The sequence below is a fragment of the Arthrobacter sp. N1 genome (assembly GCF_048288285.1).
GTDB lineage: Bacteria > Actinomycetota > Actinomycetes > Actinomycetales > Micrococcaceae > Arthrobacter_D.
This window is the reverse complement of the sequence record NZ_CP102608.1, coordinates 108623-128442: the sequence shown is the minus strand read 5'-3', so window position 1 is coordinate 128442 and position 19820 is coordinate 108623. Positions and strand designations below refer to the sequence as shown.

General features: G+C 69.4%; 18 protein-coding genes. 4 read left to right on the top strand and 14 right to left on the bottom strand.

The window, feature by feature from the left end:
- Positions 1 to 4: 4 nt before the first annotated feature.
- The 3 genes from pstA to NVV32_RS00600 all read right to left on the bottom strand — a co-directional run bounded on the left by pstA (position 5) and on the right by NVV32_RS00600 (position 3311).
- The gene (gene pstA, locus NVV32_RS00610) at positions 5 to 1111 is read right to left on the bottom strand and encodes a phosphate ABC transporter permease PstA (RefSeq protein ID WP_422391004.1); all 1107 of its coding nucleotides are present in this window, start codon (positions 1109 to 1111) and stop codon (positions 5 to 7) included.
- Positions 1111 to 2043 (bottom strand): phosphate ABC transporter permease subunit PstC, encoded by a 933-nt coding sequence (pstC, locus tag NVV32_RS00605; protein ID WP_422391003.1) that lies wholly within the window; start codon positions 2041 to 2043, stop codon positions 1111 to 1113. The genes pstA and pstC overlap by 1 nt, the downstream gene beginning before the upstream one ends.
- 146 nt (positions 2044 to 2189) lie before the next feature.
- Complete coding sequence (locus NVV32_RS00600) at positions 2190 to 3311, bottom strand: substrate-binding domain-containing protein (RefSeq protein ID WP_422391002.1); 1122 nt, start codon at positions 3309 to 3311, stop codon at positions 2190 to 2192.
- A 223-nt stretch (positions 3312 to 3534) separates the two neighbouring features.
- Here NVV32_RS00600 and NVV32_RS00595 point away from each other — a divergent pair, with 223 nt between their 5' ends.
- The 3 genes from NVV32_RS00595 to disA all read left to right on the top strand — a co-directional run bounded on the left by NVV32_RS00595 (position 3535) and on the right by disA (position 7375).
- Positions 3535 to 4662, top strand: coding sequence for an FUSC family protein (locus NVV32_RS00595; RefSeq protein ID WP_422391001.1), 1128 nt, complete (start codon positions 3535 to 3537; stop codon positions 4660 to 4662).
- A gap of 55 nt (positions 4663 to 4717) precedes the next feature.
- Positions 4718 to 6103 carry a DNA repair protein RadA gene (gene radA / locus NVV32_RS00590; RefSeq protein WP_422391000.1) on the top strand — a complete coding sequence of 462 codons (1386 nt, stop codon included), beginning with the start codon at positions 4718 to 4720 and terminating at the stop codon, positions 6101 to 6103.
- A gap of 195 nt (positions 6104 to 6298) precedes the next feature.
- Positions 6299 to 7375, top strand: a complete 1077-nt coding sequence (disA, locus tag NVV32_RS00585) for a DNA integrity scanning diadenylate cyclase DisA (protein ID WP_055765885.1) — start codon at positions 6299 to 6301, stop codon at positions 7373 to 7375.
- 69 nt (positions 7376 to 7444) lie between these two features.
- Here disA and NVV32_RS00580 read toward each other — a convergent pair whose 3' ends face one another.
- Positions 7445 to 8182, bottom strand: a complete 738-nt coding sequence (locus NVV32_RS00580; RefSeq protein WP_422390999.1) for a hypothetical protein — start codon at positions 8180 to 8182, stop codon at positions 7445 to 7447.
- 69 nt (positions 8183 to 8251) lie between these two features.
- On the opposite strand from NVV32_RS00580, the gene NVV32_RS00575 reads away from it, so the two are divergent.
- On the top strand, positions 8252 to 9283 hold the full coding sequence (locus tag NVV32_RS00575) for an A/G-specific adenine glycosylase (RefSeq protein ID WP_422390998.1): 1032 nt from the start codon (positions 8252 to 8254) through the stop codon (positions 9281 to 9283).
- Positions 9284 to 9412: 129 nt separating this feature from the next.
- Here NVV32_RS00575 and dhaM read toward each other — a convergent pair whose 3' ends face one another.
- From dhaM to lysS, 10 genes are all read right to left on the bottom strand, one after another.
- Complete coding sequence (gene dhaM / locus NVV32_RS00570) at positions 9413 to 10171, bottom strand: dihydroxyacetone kinase phosphoryl donor subunit DhaM (protein ID WP_422390997.1); 759 nt, start codon at positions 10169 to 10171, stop codon at positions 9413 to 9415.
- Positions 10168 to 10830: a dihydroxyacetone kinase subunit DhaL gene (gene dhaL, locus NVV32_RS00565; protein WP_422390996.1), complete on the bottom strand. Its 663-nt coding sequence runs from the start codon at positions 10828 to 10830 to the stop codon at positions 10168 to 10170. Before dhaL ends, dhaM begins: the two co-directional genes overlap by 4 nt.
- Positions 10827 to 11828: a dihydroxyacetone kinase subunit DhaK gene (gene dhaK / locus NVV32_RS00560; RefSeq protein WP_422390995.1), complete on the bottom strand. Its 1002-nt coding sequence runs from the start codon at positions 11826 to 11828 to the stop codon at positions 10827 to 10829. Before dhaK ends, dhaL begins: the two co-directional genes overlap by 4 nt.
- 218 nt (positions 11829 to 12046) lie before the next feature.
- A complete protein-coding gene (locus NVV32_RS00555) occupies positions 12047 to 12223 on the bottom strand; it encodes a CsbD family protein (RefSeq protein ID WP_082471157.1) in 177 nt (58 codons plus the stop codon).
- Positions 12224 to 12354: 131 nt separating this feature from the next.
- Positions 12355 to 12864: an amino-acid N-acetyltransferase gene (locus tag NVV32_RS00550; protein WP_055765902.1), complete on the bottom strand. Its 510-nt coding sequence runs from the start codon at positions 12862 to 12864 to the stop codon at positions 12355 to 12357.
- A gap of 38 nt (positions 12865 to 12902) precedes the next feature.
- Positions 12903 to 14927 (bottom strand): S9 family peptidase, encoded by a 2025-nt coding sequence (locus NVV32_RS00545; protein ID WP_422390994.1) that lies wholly within the window; start codon positions 14925 to 14927, stop codon positions 12903 to 12905.
- Between the two features lie 154 nt (positions 14928 to 15081).
- Positions 15082 to 17589 carry an ATP-dependent Clp protease ATP-binding subunit gene (locus tag NVV32_RS00540; RefSeq protein ID WP_055765906.1) on the bottom strand — a complete coding sequence of 836 codons (2508 nt, stop codon included), beginning with the start codon at positions 17587 to 17589 and terminating at the stop codon, positions 15082 to 15084.
- Between the two features lie 122 nt (positions 17590 to 17711).
- Entirely contained in the window at positions 17712 to 18047 is a 336-nt protein-coding gene (locus tag NVV32_RS00535; RefSeq protein ID WP_422390993.1) for a histone-like nucleoid-structuring protein Lsr2, read from the bottom strand.
- A gap of 81 nt (positions 18048 to 18128) precedes the next feature.
- A complete protein-coding gene (locus NVV32_RS00530; protein ID WP_055765913.1) occupies positions 18129 to 18341 on the bottom strand; it encodes a hypothetical protein in 213 nt (70 codons plus the stop codon).
- Positions 18342 to 18343: 2 nt separating this feature from the next.
- Positions 18344 to 19801, bottom strand: coding sequence for a lysine--tRNA ligase (lysS, locus tag NVV32_RS00525; protein WP_422392072.1), 1458 nt, complete (start codon positions 19799 to 19801; stop codon positions 18344 to 18346).
- Positions 19802 to 19820: the final 19 nt, after the last annotated feature.

The following is a 19820-nucleotide window of genomic DNA, read 5'->3' as shown; positions in this document are numbered from 1 at the left end:
GTGCTCAGCGGCTGGTCTTGGGGGCGAAGATCTGGGCGACGAAGCGGGCCACGAGGTTCAGCAGCATCACCATGAGGATGAGCAGGAGCGCAGCCGCCCAGGCGCGCTGGGTACTCGGGTCGGGCGACGTCGGGGACGTCGGGGTGAGGATCTGGTAGTAGATGAAGGTGGGCAGCGTGCTCATCCAGCCGCTGAACACGTTCCAGTTGATGGAGCTCGCGAATCCGGCCGTCACGAGGATGGGCGCCGTCTCGCCGATCACGCGGGCGATGGAGAGCGTGACGCCGGACGCGATGCCCGAGATCGCCGTCGGGATGACCACCTTCGTGATGGTGCGCCACTTCCGCACCCCCAGCGCGTAGGCCGCCTCGCGGAGCTCGTTCGGCACGATCTTCAGCATCTCCTCGGTGGAGCGCACCACCACCGGGATCATCAGCACCGAGAGCGCGACGGCGGCGACGAAACCGGTCCGGGTCCCGGGGCCGAAGAGCAGGGTGAAGAGCGCTGCCGCGAACAGTCCGGCCACGATCGAGGGGATACCCGTCATGACGTCCACGAAGAACGTGATCGCCTTCGTGAGGTTCTTGCCTGCCCCGTACTCGACCAGGTAGACGGCGGTGAGGAGGCCGATCGGCACGGAGATCAGGGTGGCCCAGAGCGTGATCTGCAGGGTTCCGAGCACCGCGTGGTAGGCACCGCCGAGAACAGGGGTCCCGCCCTCGACCGCCTGGTTGTCCACGGCCCCCGTGACCCCGTTCATCGAGGTGAAGAGGAAGTTGTAGCTCAGGCCCGGGACACCCCGCTCCAGGACCGTCCAGAGGACGGAGACGAGAGGGATCAGCGCGATGAGGAAGGCGCCGTACACGAGGAACGTGACGAGCCTGTCCTTCGCCTTCCGCTCACCCTCGGCGACGGCCGTGACGATGGTCGCCGCGAGGACGAACACGATCGCCGTGATGATGGCCCACCCCACGACGCTGAAACCGACGAGGGAGGAGATCGCTGCACCCAGGATCAGGGAGGCGGCCACGACCACCCAGATGGCATAGGACGGCAGGCGTCCTCGGGTGAGCTGGGACTGGCGACGCTGGAGCGTCTGGTTCGCTGCCATTAGTTAGCTCCCGAGAATTCTTTGTGCCGGGTGATGATGAAGCGGGCGATCATGTTCACGATCAGTGTGATGACGAAGAGGACGAGTCCGGCAGCGATCAGCTCGTTGAGTCGGAGGCCGAAGGCTTCAGGGAAGTTCAGGGCGATCTCCGCCGCGATCGTCTGGTTGCCCGTCTTGATGAGGCTCGCGCCGAGGGCGCCCGGGGAGAGCACCAGCGCGACTGCCATCGTCTCGCCGAGCGCCCGGCCCAGACCCAGCATCGTCGCGCTGATGATGCCGGGACGGGCGAACGGCAGCACGGCCATCCGCACCATCTCCCAGCGGGTCGCGCCCATCGCGAGGGCTGCTTCCTCATGGAGGTTGGGGGTCTGCAGGAAGATCTCCCGGCTCAGCGAGGTGATGATCGGGATGACCATCACCGCGAGCACCACGCCGGCCGTGAACATGGTCTTGCCGGTCTGGCTGGCCGGACCGGCGAAGAGGGGGATCCAGCCCAGGTTCTCGGCGAGCCAGGCATAGCCCTTCGCGAGCTGCGGGGCCAGGATGATGTACCCCCACGCACCGTAGATGACGGACGGGATCGCTGCGAGCAGGTCGATGACGTACCCGAAGGCCCGAGCAAGGCGGCGTGGCGCGTAGTGGGAGATGAAGAGGGCGACGGCGATACCGACCGGTGTCGCGATGATCAGGGCGATCGCGGCCGCGACGACGGTGCCGATGACGATCGGCAGGATGTAGGCCGCGAATCCCTCACCTCCCGTGACCTCGGCGGGATCCGCGGAGAGGATCGGCGCGGCCTGCACCATCAGGAAGACGGCGACACTGAACAGGACTGCCAGGATCAGCACGCCCGCGGCGAGCGAGATGCCGGAGAAGATCTTGTCGCCGGCACGGCCTCGATCTGTCGATGCCTTCAGCGAATTGAGTGACACGTTCTTGCCTTCCAGGCGGTCTGTTCAGGTGTGGTGACGGCTTCCGGCGCCGGGCGGGGAGGGAAGGGCACTGCTGATCCCGGCCGTAAACGGCGGATGGTCCCGTCCGGTCTCCATTAGACCAGACGGGACCGGACGGGCCTCCGCTAGGAAGCGACCTTGATGGAGTCGATCGCCATCTGGGCTTTCTCACTCAGTGTGGCCGAGAGGGGGGCGTTCCCGGCCGAGGCCTCGGCCTCGGCCTGCCCGTCCTCGCTGATGACATAGGAGCCGAAGGCCTTCACGAGGTCGACGGTCTCCTGGCTGTCGTAGGTGGTGCAGTAGACGTGGTAGCTGACGAGGACGACGGGGTAGGCACCGGATTCGGTGGTGTCGCGCTCCAACTCGAGCGACATGTCCAGCTCGGGCCGGCCCTCGACCGGCGTGGCGACCTCGACGGCCTTCGCGGCCGCGTCCGAGCTGATCTCGGTGTACTCCTCGCCGACCTTGACCTTGGCCTTGCCCAGGTCGCCGACCGCTGAGGCATCGGCATAGGTGATGGCGCCGTCGGTCGAGGTGACCGTCTGGACGACACCGGAGGTTCCCTTGGCATTCTCGGACTGCAGGTCGGCGGGCCAGGCGCCGTCCACCTCGTACGTCCACACCTCGGGTGCGGCAGCCGACAGGTAGTCGACGAAGTTCTCGGTGGTGCCCGACTCGTCCGAGCGGTGCACGACGGTGATGGGGGTGTCGGGCAGCTCGACCCCCTCGTTCTGGTCGGCGATCGCCGGATCGTTCCAGGTGGTGATCGCCTTCGTGAAGATCTTGGCGATGGTGGGGGCGTCGAGGTTCAGCTCGGTGACGTCACCGAGGTTGAAGGCGATCGCGATCGGGGAGATGTACGCGGGGATGTTGAGCGCACCATCGGGACCACAGACCTCCATGGCCTGGGTCATCTCGTCGTCCTTGAGGTAGGCATCCGAACCGGCGAACTGCGCTCCCCCGCTGAGGAAGGCCTTGCGTCCGGCCCCTGATCCGTCCGGCGAGTACTGGACCATGGCGTCCTGGTTCATGGCCTCGAAGCCGGCCTTCCAGGCCTCCATCGCCGAGTTCTGCGAGGAGGCGCCGATCCCGGTGAGGGTTCCTGACACGGCGACGCCGGTGGCGGACGGGGCGGCCCCCTCGGCTGCGGGGGTGTCACCGGTGGCGTTGTCGGAACCGCATGCGGTCAGCGCCAGCGCGGCCACGGAGATTACTGCCGCAGCGCGGCCAAAGCGAAGAGCCTTCACTAGATCTTTACCCCTTCCAGGGATGTGTTCATCGGTGCGCGAGTGGCACTCGGTCGACCTGTACGTGTTCTCGTACCGTCCGAAGCTAGGCACTGCAGGTGAAGAGACTGGCCGAGCGACCTTAACGGAAGGTGAACAGCGCCGGTCCATTGGCCGGTAGGGCCGATCCGCCCCGGCGCATGGGGCGGAGGTCTCCTGCGGCCCGACCTCCTACACTGGGCCTATGCCGCCGCGCCAGGGAATCACCAGGGCCCTCGCCTTCCTGCGCAAGCGCTCGCGGACCGGCTTCAGGCGCAGCTCGAACTCGATCGTCACCGCCCTGCAGATGACGGTGTGCGCGGTGGGCGCCTACGCCTTCGCCGAGGAGGTCCTCGGCCACAACGGTCCGCTGTTCGCGGCGACCTCGTCCATGATCTCGCTGGGCTTCTCGCGGGACCCCCGGATCCGGCGGGTGCTCGAAGTGGCGATCGGGTGCACGCTCGGCATCTCGGTGGGCGACCTCCTGCTCACGTTCTTCGGCAACGGCATCTGGCAGGCCGCCGTCGTCCTCTTCATCTCGATCCTGCTGGCCCGGTTCCTCGACAGCGGCACCATCTTCACCACGCAGCTCGGGCTGCAGTCCCTCCTGGTCGTGCTGCTCCCGGCACCGGAGGGCGGCCCGTTCACGCGGAGCGTGGACGCCGTCGTCGGTGGCCTGTTCGCGCTCGTGGTGACCATGCTCCTGCCGCGCGATCCGCGGGGGGAGCCGAAGACGAACGTCCGCGGTCTGCTGGAGGAGCTGTCCGGCGTCCTGCGCGAGAGCGCCTCGGCGCTGCGGCAGAGCGACTCCACCCTCGCCTGGCACGCACTCGTGCGCGCACGGAACTGCCAGTCGCAGCTCGACGGCCTCACCGGGAGCGTGCGGGCAGCGCAGGAGGTCGCGCGGATCTCACCCGCCTACCGGCGCCACCGGGACGAGCTCGGCTCGCTGCGGAGCTCGGTCGGGTCGATCGACCTCGCGATCCGCAACAGTCGGGTCTTCGCCCGCCGCCTCACCTCGGCCATCAACCACGCGGCCCTCACCGACGACGCGATCGAGAGCCTGGGCCAGGCACTGGCGGACACGGCCGACGCCGTCGACGTCCTCAGCCGGTCCCTCTCGGCACGCGACTCCGCAGAACGCCGCCTCAACCAGCGCCAGGCCCGCGACGAACTCGCCGCCGTCGCGACGGATCTGCACCCGGAGACGCTCGGCATCCAGCGGCTCGAGGGCGAGGGACTGGTCCTGCTCCTGCGGCCCCTCGTCGTCGACCTGCTCGAGGCGACCGGGCTCTCGCACGAGGATGCCGCGGACTACCTGCCTCGCCTCTGACCACGTCCGGCCACGGACGACCCTCGGTGTCGGTGACCGCAGGTAGCCTCGTTCCATGGCCACCAAGACCTCCACCGCCGCGCGTACGGGTCGCGGCAACACCCCGAACTTCCGCTGTGCTGAGTGCGGCTGGACCACGGCGAAGTGGGTGGGCCGCTGCGGCGAGTGCCAGGCCTGGGGCACCGTCGAGGAGACCGGGCAGGTGGTCGCGCGCACGACGGCGGCGGCCGCTGTGACCACGCCTGCCCGCCGCATCGCGGACGTCGACGCCACGCTCTCCGGATTCCAGCCGACGAAGATCGACGAGCTGGACCGTGTGCTCGGCGGCGGCCTCGTCCCGGGCGCGGTGATCCTGCTCGCCGGGGAGCCGGGCGTGGGGAAGTCCACCCTCCTGCTCGACGTCGCCGCTCGGGTGGCCCGCCTCGGCAAGGACGTCCTCTACGTCACCGGGGAGGAGTCCGCCGCCCAGGTCAAGCTCCGCGCCGATCGCATCGACGCGGTCGCGGACTCCCTCTATCTCAGCGCCGAGACGGACCTCGGCCAGGCACTCGGCCAGGTGGAGAAGCTCGATCCCGCGCTGCTCGTCGTCGACTCCGTGCAGACCCTCAGCAGTGCGGCCGTGGACGGCAGCGCGGGCGGCGTGACCCAGGTCCGCGAGGTGGCCGCCTCCCTCATCGGCGCCGCCAAGTCCCGCGGGATGACGACCCTGCTGGTCGGCCACGTCACGAAGGACGGGTCGATCGCCGGCCCCCGCCTGCTGGAGCACCTCGTCGATGTCGTCTGCCAGTTCGAGGGCGAACGCCACTCCCGCCTGCGCCTCCTGCGCGCGGTGAAGAACAGGTACGGCCCCACGGACGAGGTGGGGTGCTTCGACCTGACCGACGGGGGCATCGAGGGGCTCGCCGATCCCAGTGGACTGTTCGTCTCGCGGACGAAGGACCCGGTGTCCGGCACCTGCATCACCGTGACCCTCGAGGGACGGCGCCCGCTGCTGGCGGAGGTGCAGGCGCTGCTCGCCGAATCCCCCAACTCCCAGCCGCGGCGCGCCACGAGCGGCCTCGACAGCTCACGCGTCGCGATGCTGCTCGCCGTCCTCCAGAGCCGCGCCTCGGTGAGCCTGCACAAGGACGACAGCTACGTGGCGACGGTGGGCGGTGTACGCCTGACCGAACCGGCCACGGATCTCGCGGTAGCCCTCGCCATCGCCTCCGCGAAGACGGATCACCCCCTCCCGGCGCGGCTCATCGCCTTCGGTGAGGTGGGACTCGCGGGCGAGGTCCGTCCCGTCCCCGGCATCGGGCGGCGGATCCAGGAAGCGGAGCGCCTCGGCTTCACCCACGCCATCGTTCCTGCCTCGCCGGGAGGCACGGGTCCGGTGCCGAAGGGTTTCTCGGTCCGTGAGGTCTCCACGCTTGCGGAAGCGCTCGCCCTGCTGTTCTGAGGCCGGCGGCCCAGCGGGCGGCACAGCAGTGTTACCGATCTGCGACGGCAGGCCGTACCGCGGGTTTCGCGCGCGCCAGTAGTATTACTCTCGGCTGCGCGGGCACACCCGCGGGCCCTGCCCGCCGTCGGAGGTTCGACGGCGTAGCCCGTCCGCGCCGGGCTATCGACAGCGCGGCGGCGAAAGGATAGGCCCATGGTTCGCAGTCCGGAGGACTCGCTGAAAGCCACCCTCGCCAGAGTAGCCCCCGGGACGCATCTCCGCGACGGTCTTGAGCGAATCCTGCGGGGGCGGACAGGAGCACTGATCGTCCTCGGTTTCGACCGCACGGTGGATTCGATCTGCTCGGGCGGATTCGACATCGGTATCGAGTTCTCGCCCACCCGCCTGCGGGAACTCGCGAAGATGGACGGGGCGATCGTGTGCGACAAGGACGCAAGCCGTATCCTCCGGGCCGCGGTCCAGCTCGTCCCGGACCACACCATCGAGACGCAGGAGTCCGGCACACGCCACCGCACGGCGGAGCGGGTGGCGAAGCAGACCGGGCTGCCCGTCATCAGCGTGAGCCAGTCGATGCAGATCATCGCCCTCTACATCGACGGCCTCCGCCATGTCCTCGAGGGCTCCGAGCCGGTGCTCGCCCGCGCGAACCAGGCCCTGGCCACGCTCGAGCGGTACCGTGCACGCCTCGACCAGGTGACCAACTCGCTCTCGGCCCTGGAGATCGAGGCCATGGTCACGGTGCGCGACGTCGCGGTCACCCTCCAGCGCCAGGAGATGGTCCGGAGGATCTCGGAGGAGATCTCGCAGTACGTCCTGGAACTCGGCGTCGACGGCCGGCTGCTCTCGTTGCAGGTCGAGGAGCTGACCACGGGGCTGGGACCGGGCAGCGAGATGGTGCTGCGCGACTACATGGACCTCGGCAACAGCACCGCGCCGCTCGACGAGCGCGTGGCGACCCTCCAGGGATTCAGCTCGACGGACCTGATCGACCTCGGGACGATCGCGAGCGTGCTCGGCTTCAACCCGTCCGTCGACTCGCTCGAAGCGGTGATCCAGCCGAAGGGGTATCGGCTGCTCTCGGGCATCAAGGCGGTCCCGCCGGCAGTCGCTAACCGCCTCGTGGACCATTTCGACGGTCTGCAGAACCTCATGGCCGCGAACATCGAGGATCTCATGGCGGTCGACGGCATCGGCGAGCAGCGTGCACGGACCGTGCGCGAGGGACTCTCCCGCATCGCCGAGACGAGTCTCCTCGACCGGTTCATGTAGGAGATCGCGCCACCCACCAGCCCTCCCGGCTGATCGTCCGCCGCGCGGACGGGCGGTGGGACGACGGCCCTACTGCAGGGTGAACTCCACGGACTGACTGCTCCTGGCGCCGAGCCGCGTGATCAGGGTGTAGTCGCCCGCACCCGGCTCCTCGTCCACGACGGTGCACCCAGGGACCGTCCGGTTCCTCGTCCACTCGAAGGTCGCCCGCTCCTCGCCGCCCGGCGCGATGGTGCGCTCGAGATCCTGGGAGCCCTGCTGGCAGTCCGTGGACGAGAAGATCCGCTCGCCACCGGAGGTGATCTCGAAGGCCATCTGCGACGTTCCGACGTTGACGGTGCACGGTTCCTCCCCCTCGTTGCGCACCACCAGAGCGAGGACGGGACTCTCGCCGGAGCCGTAGGATTCCCGGTCCGTCTCAGCAGACACCACGACCCGCGCGGCGTCACACGCGTCCGACGGCGTCGGTTCCGGAGACGCGGCGGTCGGGTCTGCCGAGGGAGTGGGGGTCGGCGTCGCGGTCGGCACTGCTGTGGGTGGGGCGGAGGGAGCCGCAGCGCTGGGCGCGGGAGTCGCCGCCCCGGGCGTCCCGGCTGCGGCGGTCGGCGCCTCCGGGCTCGTCGATGCTCCTGCGGCCGCGTCGTCCGTGCGTCCCAGCGTCCCGGCAAGTGCCATGCCGCCGATCGCGAGCACGGCGACCACGAGGACGGCCAGGATCAGGACGGCCAGCCGCCGCCGCCGGTACACGGCCGGGCTCGCCCGACGACCGCCCCGCCGCGCACTGCCCTGATCGTCCGTATGTGCCATCCGTCAAGGCTAGGGAGGCGGGCGCCGATTCCAGGGGGCACCACGCCGGTGGATAGAGTATCCACGACGATGACCTCGAGGAGCACCACGATGAATCCGGGCAGCGGAAGCGCCGCGGCACCCCCCACCGCTGCCGGCGATGCACAGAGCACGCCCCCGAGCCTCGGCGCGCTCCACGCGCGGGTCACCGAGTGGTTCTCGGACGAGGCCCGCGACCTGCCGTGGCGCGATCCCGCCTGCACCCCCTGGGGCATCTTCGTGAGCGAGGTCATGCTGCAGCAGACGCCCGTGGTCCGCGTCCTCCCGGTGTGGCACGACTGGCTCCAGCGGTGGCCTGCCCCTGCCGACCTGGCAGCCGAACCATCCGGCGCGGCCGTGCGCCACTGGGGCCGGCTCGGCTACCCGCGCCGCGCGCTGCGGCTGCATGCAGCCGCGTCCGCCATGGTCGCCGATCACGACGGCGGGGTCCCGACGACGCACGACGAACTACTGGCTCTTCCCGGGGTCGGCGCCTACACCGCCGCCGCCGTGGCGGCTTTCGCCTTCGGACGGCGCGAGACGGTGGTGGACACGAACATCCGGCGCGTCCACGCCCGCCTCGTCGGTGGAAAGGCCCTCCCGGCCCCCGCACTCACAGCAGCAGAGATGAAGCGGGCGGTGGCCCTCATGCCCGGGGACGCGCGATCGTCGGTCGCGTGGAATGCGGCCGTCATGGAACTGGGGGCGGTCGTCTGCACGGCGCGGGCTCCGCGCTGTGTCGCGTGCCCCGTCCTGGACGCCTGCGCCTGGGTGGCGGCAGGACGCCCGGCACCGGACTACGTCCCGAAAGGACAGGCCTGGGCGGGAACCGACCGCCAGGTCCGCGGTGCGATCGTCGCCGTCCTCCGGCACGCCGAGGGCGACGTGCCGCGCTCGGTTCTCCTGGACGCGCCGGTGGACCTGCTGCGGGGAGGCTCGTCGACCGTGGCGCCGACGCCCGGTCCCCTGGCCGCGCTGTACGGCCTGCAAGCTCCGTCGGAGCAGCTCGAGCGCGCCCTCACCGGCCTCCTCGCCGACGGGCTGGTGGAGGAGTCCGGGGGGCTCGTCCGCCTGCCCGGATGATCCGCCGATCGGGCGCGCGAGGCGGCCGGACACGGCACCACCGGCTGCACCGGTAACGACCGGCCTCCTGGACCAGCCCGGACACACCACCGGCAGCCCGGTACCGACCGGTCTCCGCGCTACCTCCGATCAGGACGGTTCGCCGAAGCCGGACTCCACCGCCTGCGCCACGAAGTCGACGGCGGCCTGCGCGTCCGGCCCCGAGGCCTCGACGTCGACCGTCCGTCCCTGGCCGAGCCCGAGGCTCATGAGCAGCATGACGGACGTGCCGTCGACGCCGTTCACCGTCACCTCCGCGTCGAGCTCGAGCAGACCGGTGGCGAGTGTCGCAGCCGGCCGGGCGTGCAGTCCCATCTGGTTCGGCAGGACGAAGGACCCGGCGGCCACCGGGCCCGCCGCGGACCCGGCGGCTCCCGGCCCCTCCGGCCGGGCTTCCTCCCGGCCCGGCGCCGCTGCAGCGTGCGAGACGAAGGGTTCGAGCTCCTCGGGTCGGATGGAGACGACGGCGTTCTCGGCCGCCCGCAGCACCTCGTCGAGGGACGAGCCACCCTGCGCCTGGACCGCGGCGGCGACGGCACCCTCCACGAGGGCCGCCTCCGCCAGCCGCACCCCGTCACGGGCCTCAGGCTCCAGGAACTCGAGCACCATCTCTGCGGTCATCACCGCGGAACCCAGGTCCGTCAGGATCACGACCCCGTCACCGCCCGAGGCCTTGTCGATCCCCTCCTGCACACGCTCGAAGCTCGTGCCGATCCGGGACCGTCCTTCGCCGTCGTCCGCTCCCCCGGCGGCGACGAGGACGACGTCGGGAGCCATCTGCGCCGCGAGTTCGACGACGCCCTCGGCGATCTTCCGGCTGTGCGAGACGATGACCAGCCCGACGCTCACGCGACCTCTCCACCGGCTGCCTCGGCGGCGGCCCGCAGGATGAGGGCCGTCGAGACCGCCCCCGGATCCTGGTGGCCCGCGCTCCGCTCGCCGAGGTAGCTGGCCCTGCCCTTCCGGGCGATCAGCGGTTCCGTGGCCACGGCGCCGGCGTGCGCGGCGTTGGCCGCGGCGGCGAGCACCTCGGGGGCCGTGGCTCCGGCCTGCGCCGCCGTCTCCGCCGCTTCGGACGCCGGCGTCCACGCATCGACCATGGTCTTGTCCCCCACCTCCGCCTTCCCGCGCGCGACGATGCCGTCCCGAGCGGCCGCGATCATCCCGGCCACTCCTGTCGGATCGACGGTGCCGGTGTCACCCAGCGACGTCGCCGCGCGGATGAACGCCGTCCCGTACAGCGGGCCGGCCGCTCCTCCGACGGTGGACATGAGCGTCATCGCCACGAGCTTGAGGACGGCGGCGGGTGTCTCCGGTGCGTCGCCGTCGAGCTTGAGCACCACGGCGCCGAATCCCCGGTCGAGGTTCTCGCCGTGGTCGGCATCACCGATGGCGCGGTCGAGGTCGATCAGGAGGGCTCGGTTCTCGGCGACGACCTGCGCCGTGCCGCGCATCCATCGGACGGCCCAGGCGGCGTCGAGTGGTCCGGTGGCGTCGGCCACGCTCATGCTCCCCAGCGCAGCGCGGCAGTATGCACCGGTGCGTCCCACAGGTCGAGCATCTCGTCGTCGGCGCGGAGGATCGTGAGGGAGGCGCCCTGCATCTCGAGGGCCGTGATGTAGTTGCCCACCAGCGAACGGTCGATGCTCACGCCCAGGTCCCCGAGGAGTTGCGCCACCTTGCGGAACACGATGTACAGCTCGCTCGCGGGTGTCCCGCCCATCCCGTTGACCATGACGATGGTGCGGTCGCCCGAGGTCAGGGACAGATCCGCGACGATGGAGTCGAGCAGACGCTGCGTGATGCCGTCTGCGTCCTCCATGGCGATGCGGTGCCGGCCCGGCTCGCCGTGGATGCCGATGCCGATCTCGATCTCGTCCTCTGCGAGCTCGAAGCTGGGCACGCCCGCATGGGGTACGGTGCAGGCCGCGAGGGCCACGCCCATGGAGCGCACGCCGTCGATCACGCGCTGCGCGATCGCCGTCACGGCGTCGAGGTCGTCGCCCCGCTCCGCCGCTGCTCCCGCGATGCGCTCCACGAGGACGGTACCGCCCACGCCGCGGCGCCCGGCCGTGTAGAGCGAGTCCTCGACGGCGACGTCGTCGTTCACGAGGACCGAGCGGACGGAGATGCCGTCCGCCTCCGCCATCTCGGCCGCGGTCTCGAAGTTGAGGACGTCCCCGGTGTAGTTCTTGACGATGTGCAGCACCCCGGCGCCGCCGTCGACGGCCGCGGTGGCGGGGATGATCTGGTCGGGGGTCGGCGAGGTGAAGACCGCCCCCGGCACCGCGGCATCGAGCATCCCGCGGCCCACGAACCCTGCATGCAGCGGCTCGTGTCCGCTTCCACCACCGGAGACGAGGCCGACCTTCCCCTGGACGGGCGCATCCTTGCGGGTGATGAACAGCGGCTCCGGATGGACGGTCACGAGGTCGGCGTGGGCGATACCGAATCCCTCGACCGACTCGTTGACCACGGCTCTGGGGTCATTGATGAGCTTCTTCACGACGGCGGCTCCTAGCCTGCGAACGGACGGATGACAGCCTGCAGCCCGCCTCACGTGGACCACCCCGGCCATGGGTGACACGTTACCGCCCGTTCCCCGGCCTGCCTATAGCCCGGCCGCTCCGTGCAATCGACGCCCGACGCCGGAGGGAGGGGCCCTGGATCAGGCCCCTCCCTCCGGTTCTCAGGCCACCCGATGAAGGATGAGCCCCGGTTCGATCAGTCGCGCTTGAACGCGTCCTTGACGTTCTCGCCGGCGTCCTTCAGGCTCGAACTCGCCTGGTCCTTGTGGCCCTCGGCTTCAGTGTCCTTGTCGCCGGTCGCCTTTCCGAGACCTTCCTTGAGCTTGCCGCCCAAGTCCTGGCCCTTGTTCCCGATCTTGTCATCCAGTCCCATGATGCGGACCTCCTTCAGTCGGTGTGCAGCCACCGGTTCCGGTGGCGTCCCGGCATCCCCCGGAGGGAATGCTAAGTAGTCTTACCTTATCGTCGTGGCGCCGCTGATGCCAGCCCCAGGGACGAAGCAGGTCAGAGCTGCCTGATCATGCGGGTGTTCCCGAGCGTGTTCGGCTTCACCCGGGCGAGATCGAGGAACTCGGCGACCCCCTCGTCGTGCGAGCGGAGCAGCTCGGAGTAGATCCGCGGATCGACGGCCGACTGGTCCGCCATCACCTCGAAGCCGTGCCGGCGGAAGAAGTCGACCTCGAAGGTCAGGCAGAAGACGCGGCTGACCCCGAACCCTCGTGCCTCCTCCAGCAACTCCTCGACGAGGGCATGCCCCACACCACGTCCGCGGGCGGCGGGGGCCGTCGCCAGGGTACGCACCTCCGCGAGGTCCTCCCACATGATGTGCAGCGCGCCGCAGCCCAGCACCTCGCCGTCGTCGGACTCGGCGATGCGGAACTCGGGGAGGCCCTCGTAGTAGGCCACGGTCTCCTTCGCCATCAGGATGCGCTCCTCGGCGAGCGGCTCGACGAGGGCCTTGATAGCGGGGACGTCCGATGTGCGGGCGCGGCGGAGGCTGAAGGTCGGGCTCATCCTGCCCACTCTAGCGATCGCCCACGACTGCGGCCCGCCTACAGGCCGAGTTCGCGGGGCAGTTCCCGCTCCTCCCCGAGGACGTTCGAGGCCAGGAACGCCTCCACCACCGAGTACCAGATCTTCGCGTGCTGCGGCTTCAGGATCCAGTGGTTCTCGTCCGGGAAGTAGAGGAACCGGTGGGGCGTGACGCCGTGCCCGTCCGCAGGGAGCTTCGAGGCGGACAGGAGGTCGTACCAGAGGCGCAGTCCCTCGCCGATCGGCACGCGGTAGTCCTTGTCCCCGTGGATGACCAGCATGGGTGTATCGATGTTCCCGACGTGCGCGTGGGGGGAGTTCTCGAGCATCGCCTCCGGGGTCATCTCACGCGCCCAGTAGTACGCTGCATCCGTGGTGCCGCCGAACTGGTCCAGCGCCCAGAGACTCGCGTGCGTGACGATCGCCGCGAAGCGGTCCGTGTGTCCCGCGACCCAGTTCGCCATGTACCCGCCGAAGCTCCCGCCCATCGCTGCGACGCGCGTCCCGTCGATGTCGTCGCGGGCCACGAGGTCGTCCGTTGCGGCCATCAGGTCGGTGTAGGGAGCTGCGCCCCAGGAACCCCAGCCGCGGTCGACCATGTGCTGGCCGTACCCGGTGGAGAGCGCGGGATCCGGCAGCAGGACCGCGTAGCCGCGGGCTGCCATGACCCAGGGGGACCAGCGCCAGGTCCAGGCGTTCCACGAGCCGATCGGGCCGCCGTGAATCCACAGGAGCGCCGGCACGGGGGCATCCGCGGACGCCCCTTCCGGGAGCACGAGCCAGGACTTCACGGCCTGCCCGTCCTCACCGACCGACGCCACCCGCTCGAGCGTGCCGGGCAGCTCCGGACGTTCGGCAGGGTTCTGCAGACGGTCGGTGGCCCCCGTGGCGAGGTCGATGCGCACCACTTCTGCCGGGAAGAGGTAGGAACTGCGGACGGCGTAGGCCGTCCTGCCGTCCGGGGAGACCTGGACGTCGGAGTAGGCAGCAGTGTCCTCCGTCACCCGCCGCACCGCACCGGTCGCCACGTCGATGACGACGACGGGTGCCCCGCCGTCGTCGTCCGCCGTGGCCACGAGCGACGAGCCGTCCGGCAGCCAGGCCTCCGGCGACGGCCAACGGTCCCAGTCCGCCGCCAGCTGCCGGGGCTCTCCCCCGTCGAGCGGGAACAGCAGGAGGCTCGACTGCGGCGCCAGCTCGGCCGTGGTCCGGCGGTCACGTGTGACGGCGAGATATCTGCCGTCGGGGCTGACCGGGCCGGGAGTGTAGTCGTTCTCCCGATCGTCGAGCAGGACGCTGAGTTCCCTGGTGGCCAGGTCCACGCGCACGAGGACCGAGCGCTGCGAGCCGAGCTCCTCGGGCACGGTCAGCGAACTGAACAGCACGCGTCCGTCCGGGCTGAGCACGGCATGGGCGTTCCGCAGCCCGCCCCGCGCGGAGGGAAGGATGTCGTCGAGGGTCGGTCGCCCGTCGCCGTCGACATCGGTCACCTCGAGGTATCGCGGCTCGTCGGGGCCGAGGTCCGCGTCCCAGTAACGCACCGGGTAGCCCGCGTGCAGGATGGCTGCGACGCCGGAGTCCTTCCGCGCCTTCCGCCGCTCGGCGTCGTCCTCCTCGCCGGTCGAACCGGCGAGCGCGTCGGCCGTCAGGACGACGACGTCGGCCTCGGCGGCGGTCAGCACGCCGGACACCCCACCCTCACGCGTCACGAGGAGCAATGCCTCGCCTCCGGTCGCGGGCAGCCGCCAGAGCGACGGACGCTTCTCGCCGTCGGCATCCTCGGGATCGGGGCGGGCGGAGGTGAAGAGGAGGTCGCCGCCGGCGAGGAACGCCGCACCGGACTCCCCGGCGGAACTGCGGGTCAGCCGACGCGCGGGCTGTGCGCCCGAGGGGTCGATCTCCCAGAGCGCGCTCTGGTAGGCGGTCTTCTTCGGATCGAGGGTGGCGACGGACGTGACGAGTCGCGTGCCCTCCCTGTTGAGCACGAGTCCGCTGAGGCGCGGCAGGGCGACGAAATCCTCGAGGGAGGAGAAGGGCGTGGTCATGCCTCATCTCTACCACCGGTGTGTGCGTCGTCACAGGGAGTTCACTCAGGGATGAATTCCGTTGCCGCGGGCACCGATCGACTCGGCAGGAAACGACGGAGCCCGCCCCGGTGATCCGGGACGGGCTCCGTCGTCGTGCTGGCAGGGACCTCGCCTACTCCGGGACGCTCGCCTCGAGCGCAGCCGGTGAGTCCTCGATCTCCTTGGGTGCACCGTGGGGGGTGAAGGTGAAGATCGCGTCCACACCCTCGCCCTCGACGTCGACGGCCACGCGCTCGCCCGACTTGATCTCCCCGAAGAGGATCTTCTCGGACAGCTGGTCCTCGATCTCGCGCTGGATGGTGCGGCGCAGCGGCCTGGCACCCATCGCGGGATCGTAACCGCGGGTCGCGAGGAGCACCTTCGCCGCAGGCGTGAGCTCGATCGTCATGCCCTTGTCGGCCATGCGGCCACTCAGACGCTCGAGGAACAGGTCCACGATCTCGACGATCTCGTCCTGCGTGAGCTGCGGGAACACCACGGTGTCGTCGACACGGTTGAGGAACTCGGGCCGGAAGTGCTGCTTGAGCTCCTCCTGCACCTTGGCCTTCATCCGGTTGTAGCTCGTCGTGGTGTCGGAGCCGGACTGGAAGCCCGTCATGACGCCCTTCGAGATGTCCCGGGTCCCGAGGTTGGTGGTCATGATGATCACCGTGTTCTTGAAGTCCACCATGCGGCCCTGACTGTCGGTCAGGCGACCGTCCTCCAGGATCTGGAGGAGCGAGTTGAAGAGGTCGGCGTGGGCCTTCTCCACCTCGTCGAAGAGCACCACGGAGAACGGCTTGCGGCGGACCTTCTCGGTCAGCTGGCCGCCCTCCTCGTAGCCCACGTACCCGGGAGGGGCACCGAAGAGCCGCGAGACGGTGTGCTTCTCCGAGTACTCGGACATGTCCAGGGTGATGAGGGCGTCCTCCTCACCGAACAGGAACTCGGCAAGAGCCTTGGCCAGCTCCGTCTTACCGACACCCGTGGGGCCGGCGAAGATGAAGGAGCCGCCCGGACGCTTCGGGTCCTTGAGGCCGGCGCGCGTGCGGCGGATGGCCTGGGAGATGGCCTTGATGGCCTCGTTCTGCCCGATGACCCGCTTGTGCAGCTCGGCCTCCATGTTGAGCAGTCGCGAGGACTCGGCCTCGGTCAGCTTGAACACGGGGATTCCCGTGGAGTTGGCCAGCACCTCGGCGATGAGCTCCTCGTCCACCTCGGCGATGTCGTCCAGTCCGCCGGACTTCCAGCGGCGCTCCTTGTCGCTCCGCTCGTCATGGAGCTTCTGCTCCTTGTCGCGCAGTGCGGCGGCACCCTCGAAGTCCTGGGAGTCGATGGCCGACTCCTTCTCGCGCTTGACGTCCGCGATGCGCTCGTCGATCTCCTTGAGCTCCGGCGGGGCCGTCATCCGACGGATGCGCAGCCGCGCGCCCGCCTCGTCGATGAGGTCGATCGCCTTGTCCGGCAGGAACCGGTCGGAGATGTAGCGCTCGGCGAGCGTCGCAGCACTCGTCAGCGCACCGTCGGTGATCGAGACGCGGTGGTGCGCCTCGTAGCGGTCCCGCAGGCCCTTGAGGATCTCGATCGCGTGGGCCACGGAGGGCTCGGCGACCTGGATCGGCTGGAAGCGGCGCTCCAGCGCTGCATCCTTTTCGATGTGCTTGCGGTACTCGTCCAGCGTGGTGGCGCCGATCGTCTGGAGTTCGCCACGCGCGAGCATGGGCTTCAGGATCGACGCGGCATCGATGGCACCCTCGGCGGCACCCGCGCCGACGAGCGTGTGGATCTCGTCGATGAACAGGATGATGTCGCCGCGCGTGCGGATCTCCTTGAGGACCTTCTTCAGTCGCTCCTCGAAGTCACCGCGGTAGCGTGAGCCGGCGACCAGGGACCCGAGGTCCAGGGTGTACAGCTGCTTGTCCTTGATGGTCTCCGGGACGTCCCCGCGCACGATCGCCTGAGCGAGACCCTCGACGACGGCGGTCTTGCCGACGCCGGGCTCGCCGATGAGCACCGGGTTGTTCTTGGTGCGGCGGGAGAGGACCTGCATGACGCGTTCCATCTCCTGCTCGCGCCCGATCACGGGATCGAGCTTGGACTCCCGAGCAGCCTGGGTCAGGTTGCGCCCGAACTGGTCCAGCACCACCGAACCCGCCGGGGTGCCCTCCTGCTGGGGGCCGCCGGCAGCTGCCGGCTCCTTGCCCTGGTAGCCCGAGAGCAGCTGGATGACCTGCTGGCGGACGCGGTTGAGATCGGCCCCGAGCTTGACGAGGACCTGCGCGGCGACGCCCTCACCCTCGCGGATGAGACCGAGCAGGATGTGCTCGGTGCCGATGTAGTTGTGGCCGAGCTGAAGGGCCTCCCGGAGGGAGAGCTCTAGCACCTTCTTGGCCCGGGGGGTGAAGGGGATGTGACCGGACGGGGCCTGCTGGCCCTGGCCGATGATCTCCTGCACCTGTTCCCGTACGGCACCGAGGGAGATGCTGAGTGACTCGAGGGCCTTGGCGGCAACACCCTCACCCTCGTGGATCAGGCCAAGCAGGATGTGCTCGGTGCCGATGTAATTGTGGTTGAGCATGCGGGCCTCTTCTTGGGCCAGCACAACAACTCGACGGGCACGATCTGTAAATCTCTCGAACATCAGACACACTCCTAGCTAACGCGTATTTCGATGCTACGGGCACGGGGTGTGCTTTGGGCGCGTGTTCGCCACAGGCGAGATAAGCCGGGAGGGGCTTCCGCTCCGACGCCCGGAGGGGATGGTCAGCGCTGAGCTGCGCGGTACGCCTCCACGATCTCGCTGTTCACGCGACCGCGGGAGGAGACGCTGTACCCGTTCTCCTTGGCCCACTCGCGGATCTGCGCGGCTTCCTGGTTCCGCGAGGCGGACGGAGCGCTTGCGGAACCCGACCGCTGCTTCGTCTGGTTGCTGCGGCGGGCGGCCCCGACGTAGGCGGCGAGGGCCTCGCGGAGTTCGGACGCGTGCGCCTCGGAGAGGTCGATCTCGTACTGGACGCCATCGAGACCGAAGCGCACCGTCTCGTCGGCTTCTCCGCCGTCGATGTCGTCGATGAGGATGATCTTTACCTTCTGCGCCACAATGTCTCCTAATGGTTACTCGATAGAGATGCCCCCGAGAAAGAGTATGGGCCACGCATCTATTGAGGTCAAAGAAAGAGATTACGCGTGGGGGTCGATTTCCTGGTCGTCATTCTTTTTCTCCCGTGATTCCGCGACCCGGGCGTCCTCGGCGTCCTGCATTTCCTCCGCGATTTCCTCCGCGCGGGCCATGGCCTCACGCTCGGAGCGGTCGACATTGAATATGGCCTTGATCACGAAGTAGAAAAGAACTGCCAAGCAGACTGACGGTAGGAGGACGGCGATATATTCCACGGCTACTGACCGGCCTCGGGCTTGAGAATGGGGAACAGGATCGACTCGCGAATTCCGACGTCGGTGAAAAGCATGACGAGGCGGTCGATACCGAGACCGATACCTCCCATGGGCGGTGCACCGTACTCCAGTGCGCGCAGGAAGTCCTCGTCGAGCTGCATGGCCTCGTCGTCGCCCGCGGCGGCCTGGCGCGACTGCTCGGTCAGGCGCCGGCGCTGGACGACCGGGTCGATGAGCTCGGAGAAGGCCGTACCCCGCTCCATCCCGCCGATGATGAGGTCCCACGCCTCGATGAGCCGGGAGTCCTCGCGGTGCGGGCGCGCCAGGGGCTGCGCCGAGGGCGGGTAGTCGTAGACGAAGGTGGGCTGGATCAGGGTCGGCTCCACGATCTCGGAGAACAGCTCCAGCACCACCTTCTCGGCGCCCCAGGCAGGATCGAGCGACACCTCGTGACGCTCGGCGACGGACCGCAGCTCCTCGATCCCCGTGTCGGGGGTGACGTCCTGGCCCACCGCGGCGGACAGGCCCGGGTAGACGCCGAGCCATGCCCACTCGCCGTCGAGCTCCACCGTCCCCTTCGACGTCTCGAGGGTCCGGGACCCCAGCAGGTCGGCGCACGCGAGGATCATCTCCTTCATGCGGTCCGCCATGACGAACTGGTCGGCGTAGGCCTCGTAGCACTCGAGCATCGTGAACTCAGGGCTGTGCGTGGAGTCGACCCCCTCGTTGCGGAAGATCCGGCCGATCTCGTAGACGCGGTCGATCCCGCCCACCACGGCGCGCTTGAGGTACAGCTCGAGGGCGATCCGCAGCGTCATCTTCTGGTCGAAGGCATTGAGATGCGTCTCGAAAGGCCGGGCGGTCGCCCCTCCGTGGACGAGCTGCAGGATCGGCGTCTCCACCTCGACGTAGTCGTGGGCATGGAGGGTGTCGCGAAGGGTTCGGGTGATGGCCGCGCGGGTGCGCACCATGCTGCGCGCTTCCTCACGCACCATGAGGTCGACGTACCGCTGGCGGACGCGCGTCTCCTCGTTGAGTCCTGCGTGCAGGGTGGGGAGCGGGCGCAGCGCCTTGGACGCCATGGTCCAGGCCTTCGCCATGACCGAGAGCTCACCACGCCGGGAGCTGATGACCTCGCCGTGCACCTGCACGTGGTCGCCGAGGTCCACGAGGGACTTCCACCGGGCGAGGCTGTCGTCGCCGATCTCGGCGAGGCTCAGCATGAGCTGGAGCCTCGTGCCGTTGCCCTCCTGCAGGGTCGCGAAGCACAGCTTGCCGGAGTTCCTGATGAAGACCACGCGCCCGACGACGGCGACCTCCTGCCCGCTGGACTCGCCCGTCTCGAGATCCGCGAACCGCTCGCGGATCTCGGTCAGCGAATGCGTCCGCTCGGGCTTGACGGGGTAGGGCTCCATCCCGGCGTCGAGCAGCGCGGCCCGCTTCTGCAGGCGGAAGCGCATCTGCTCGTTGAGGTCGTCG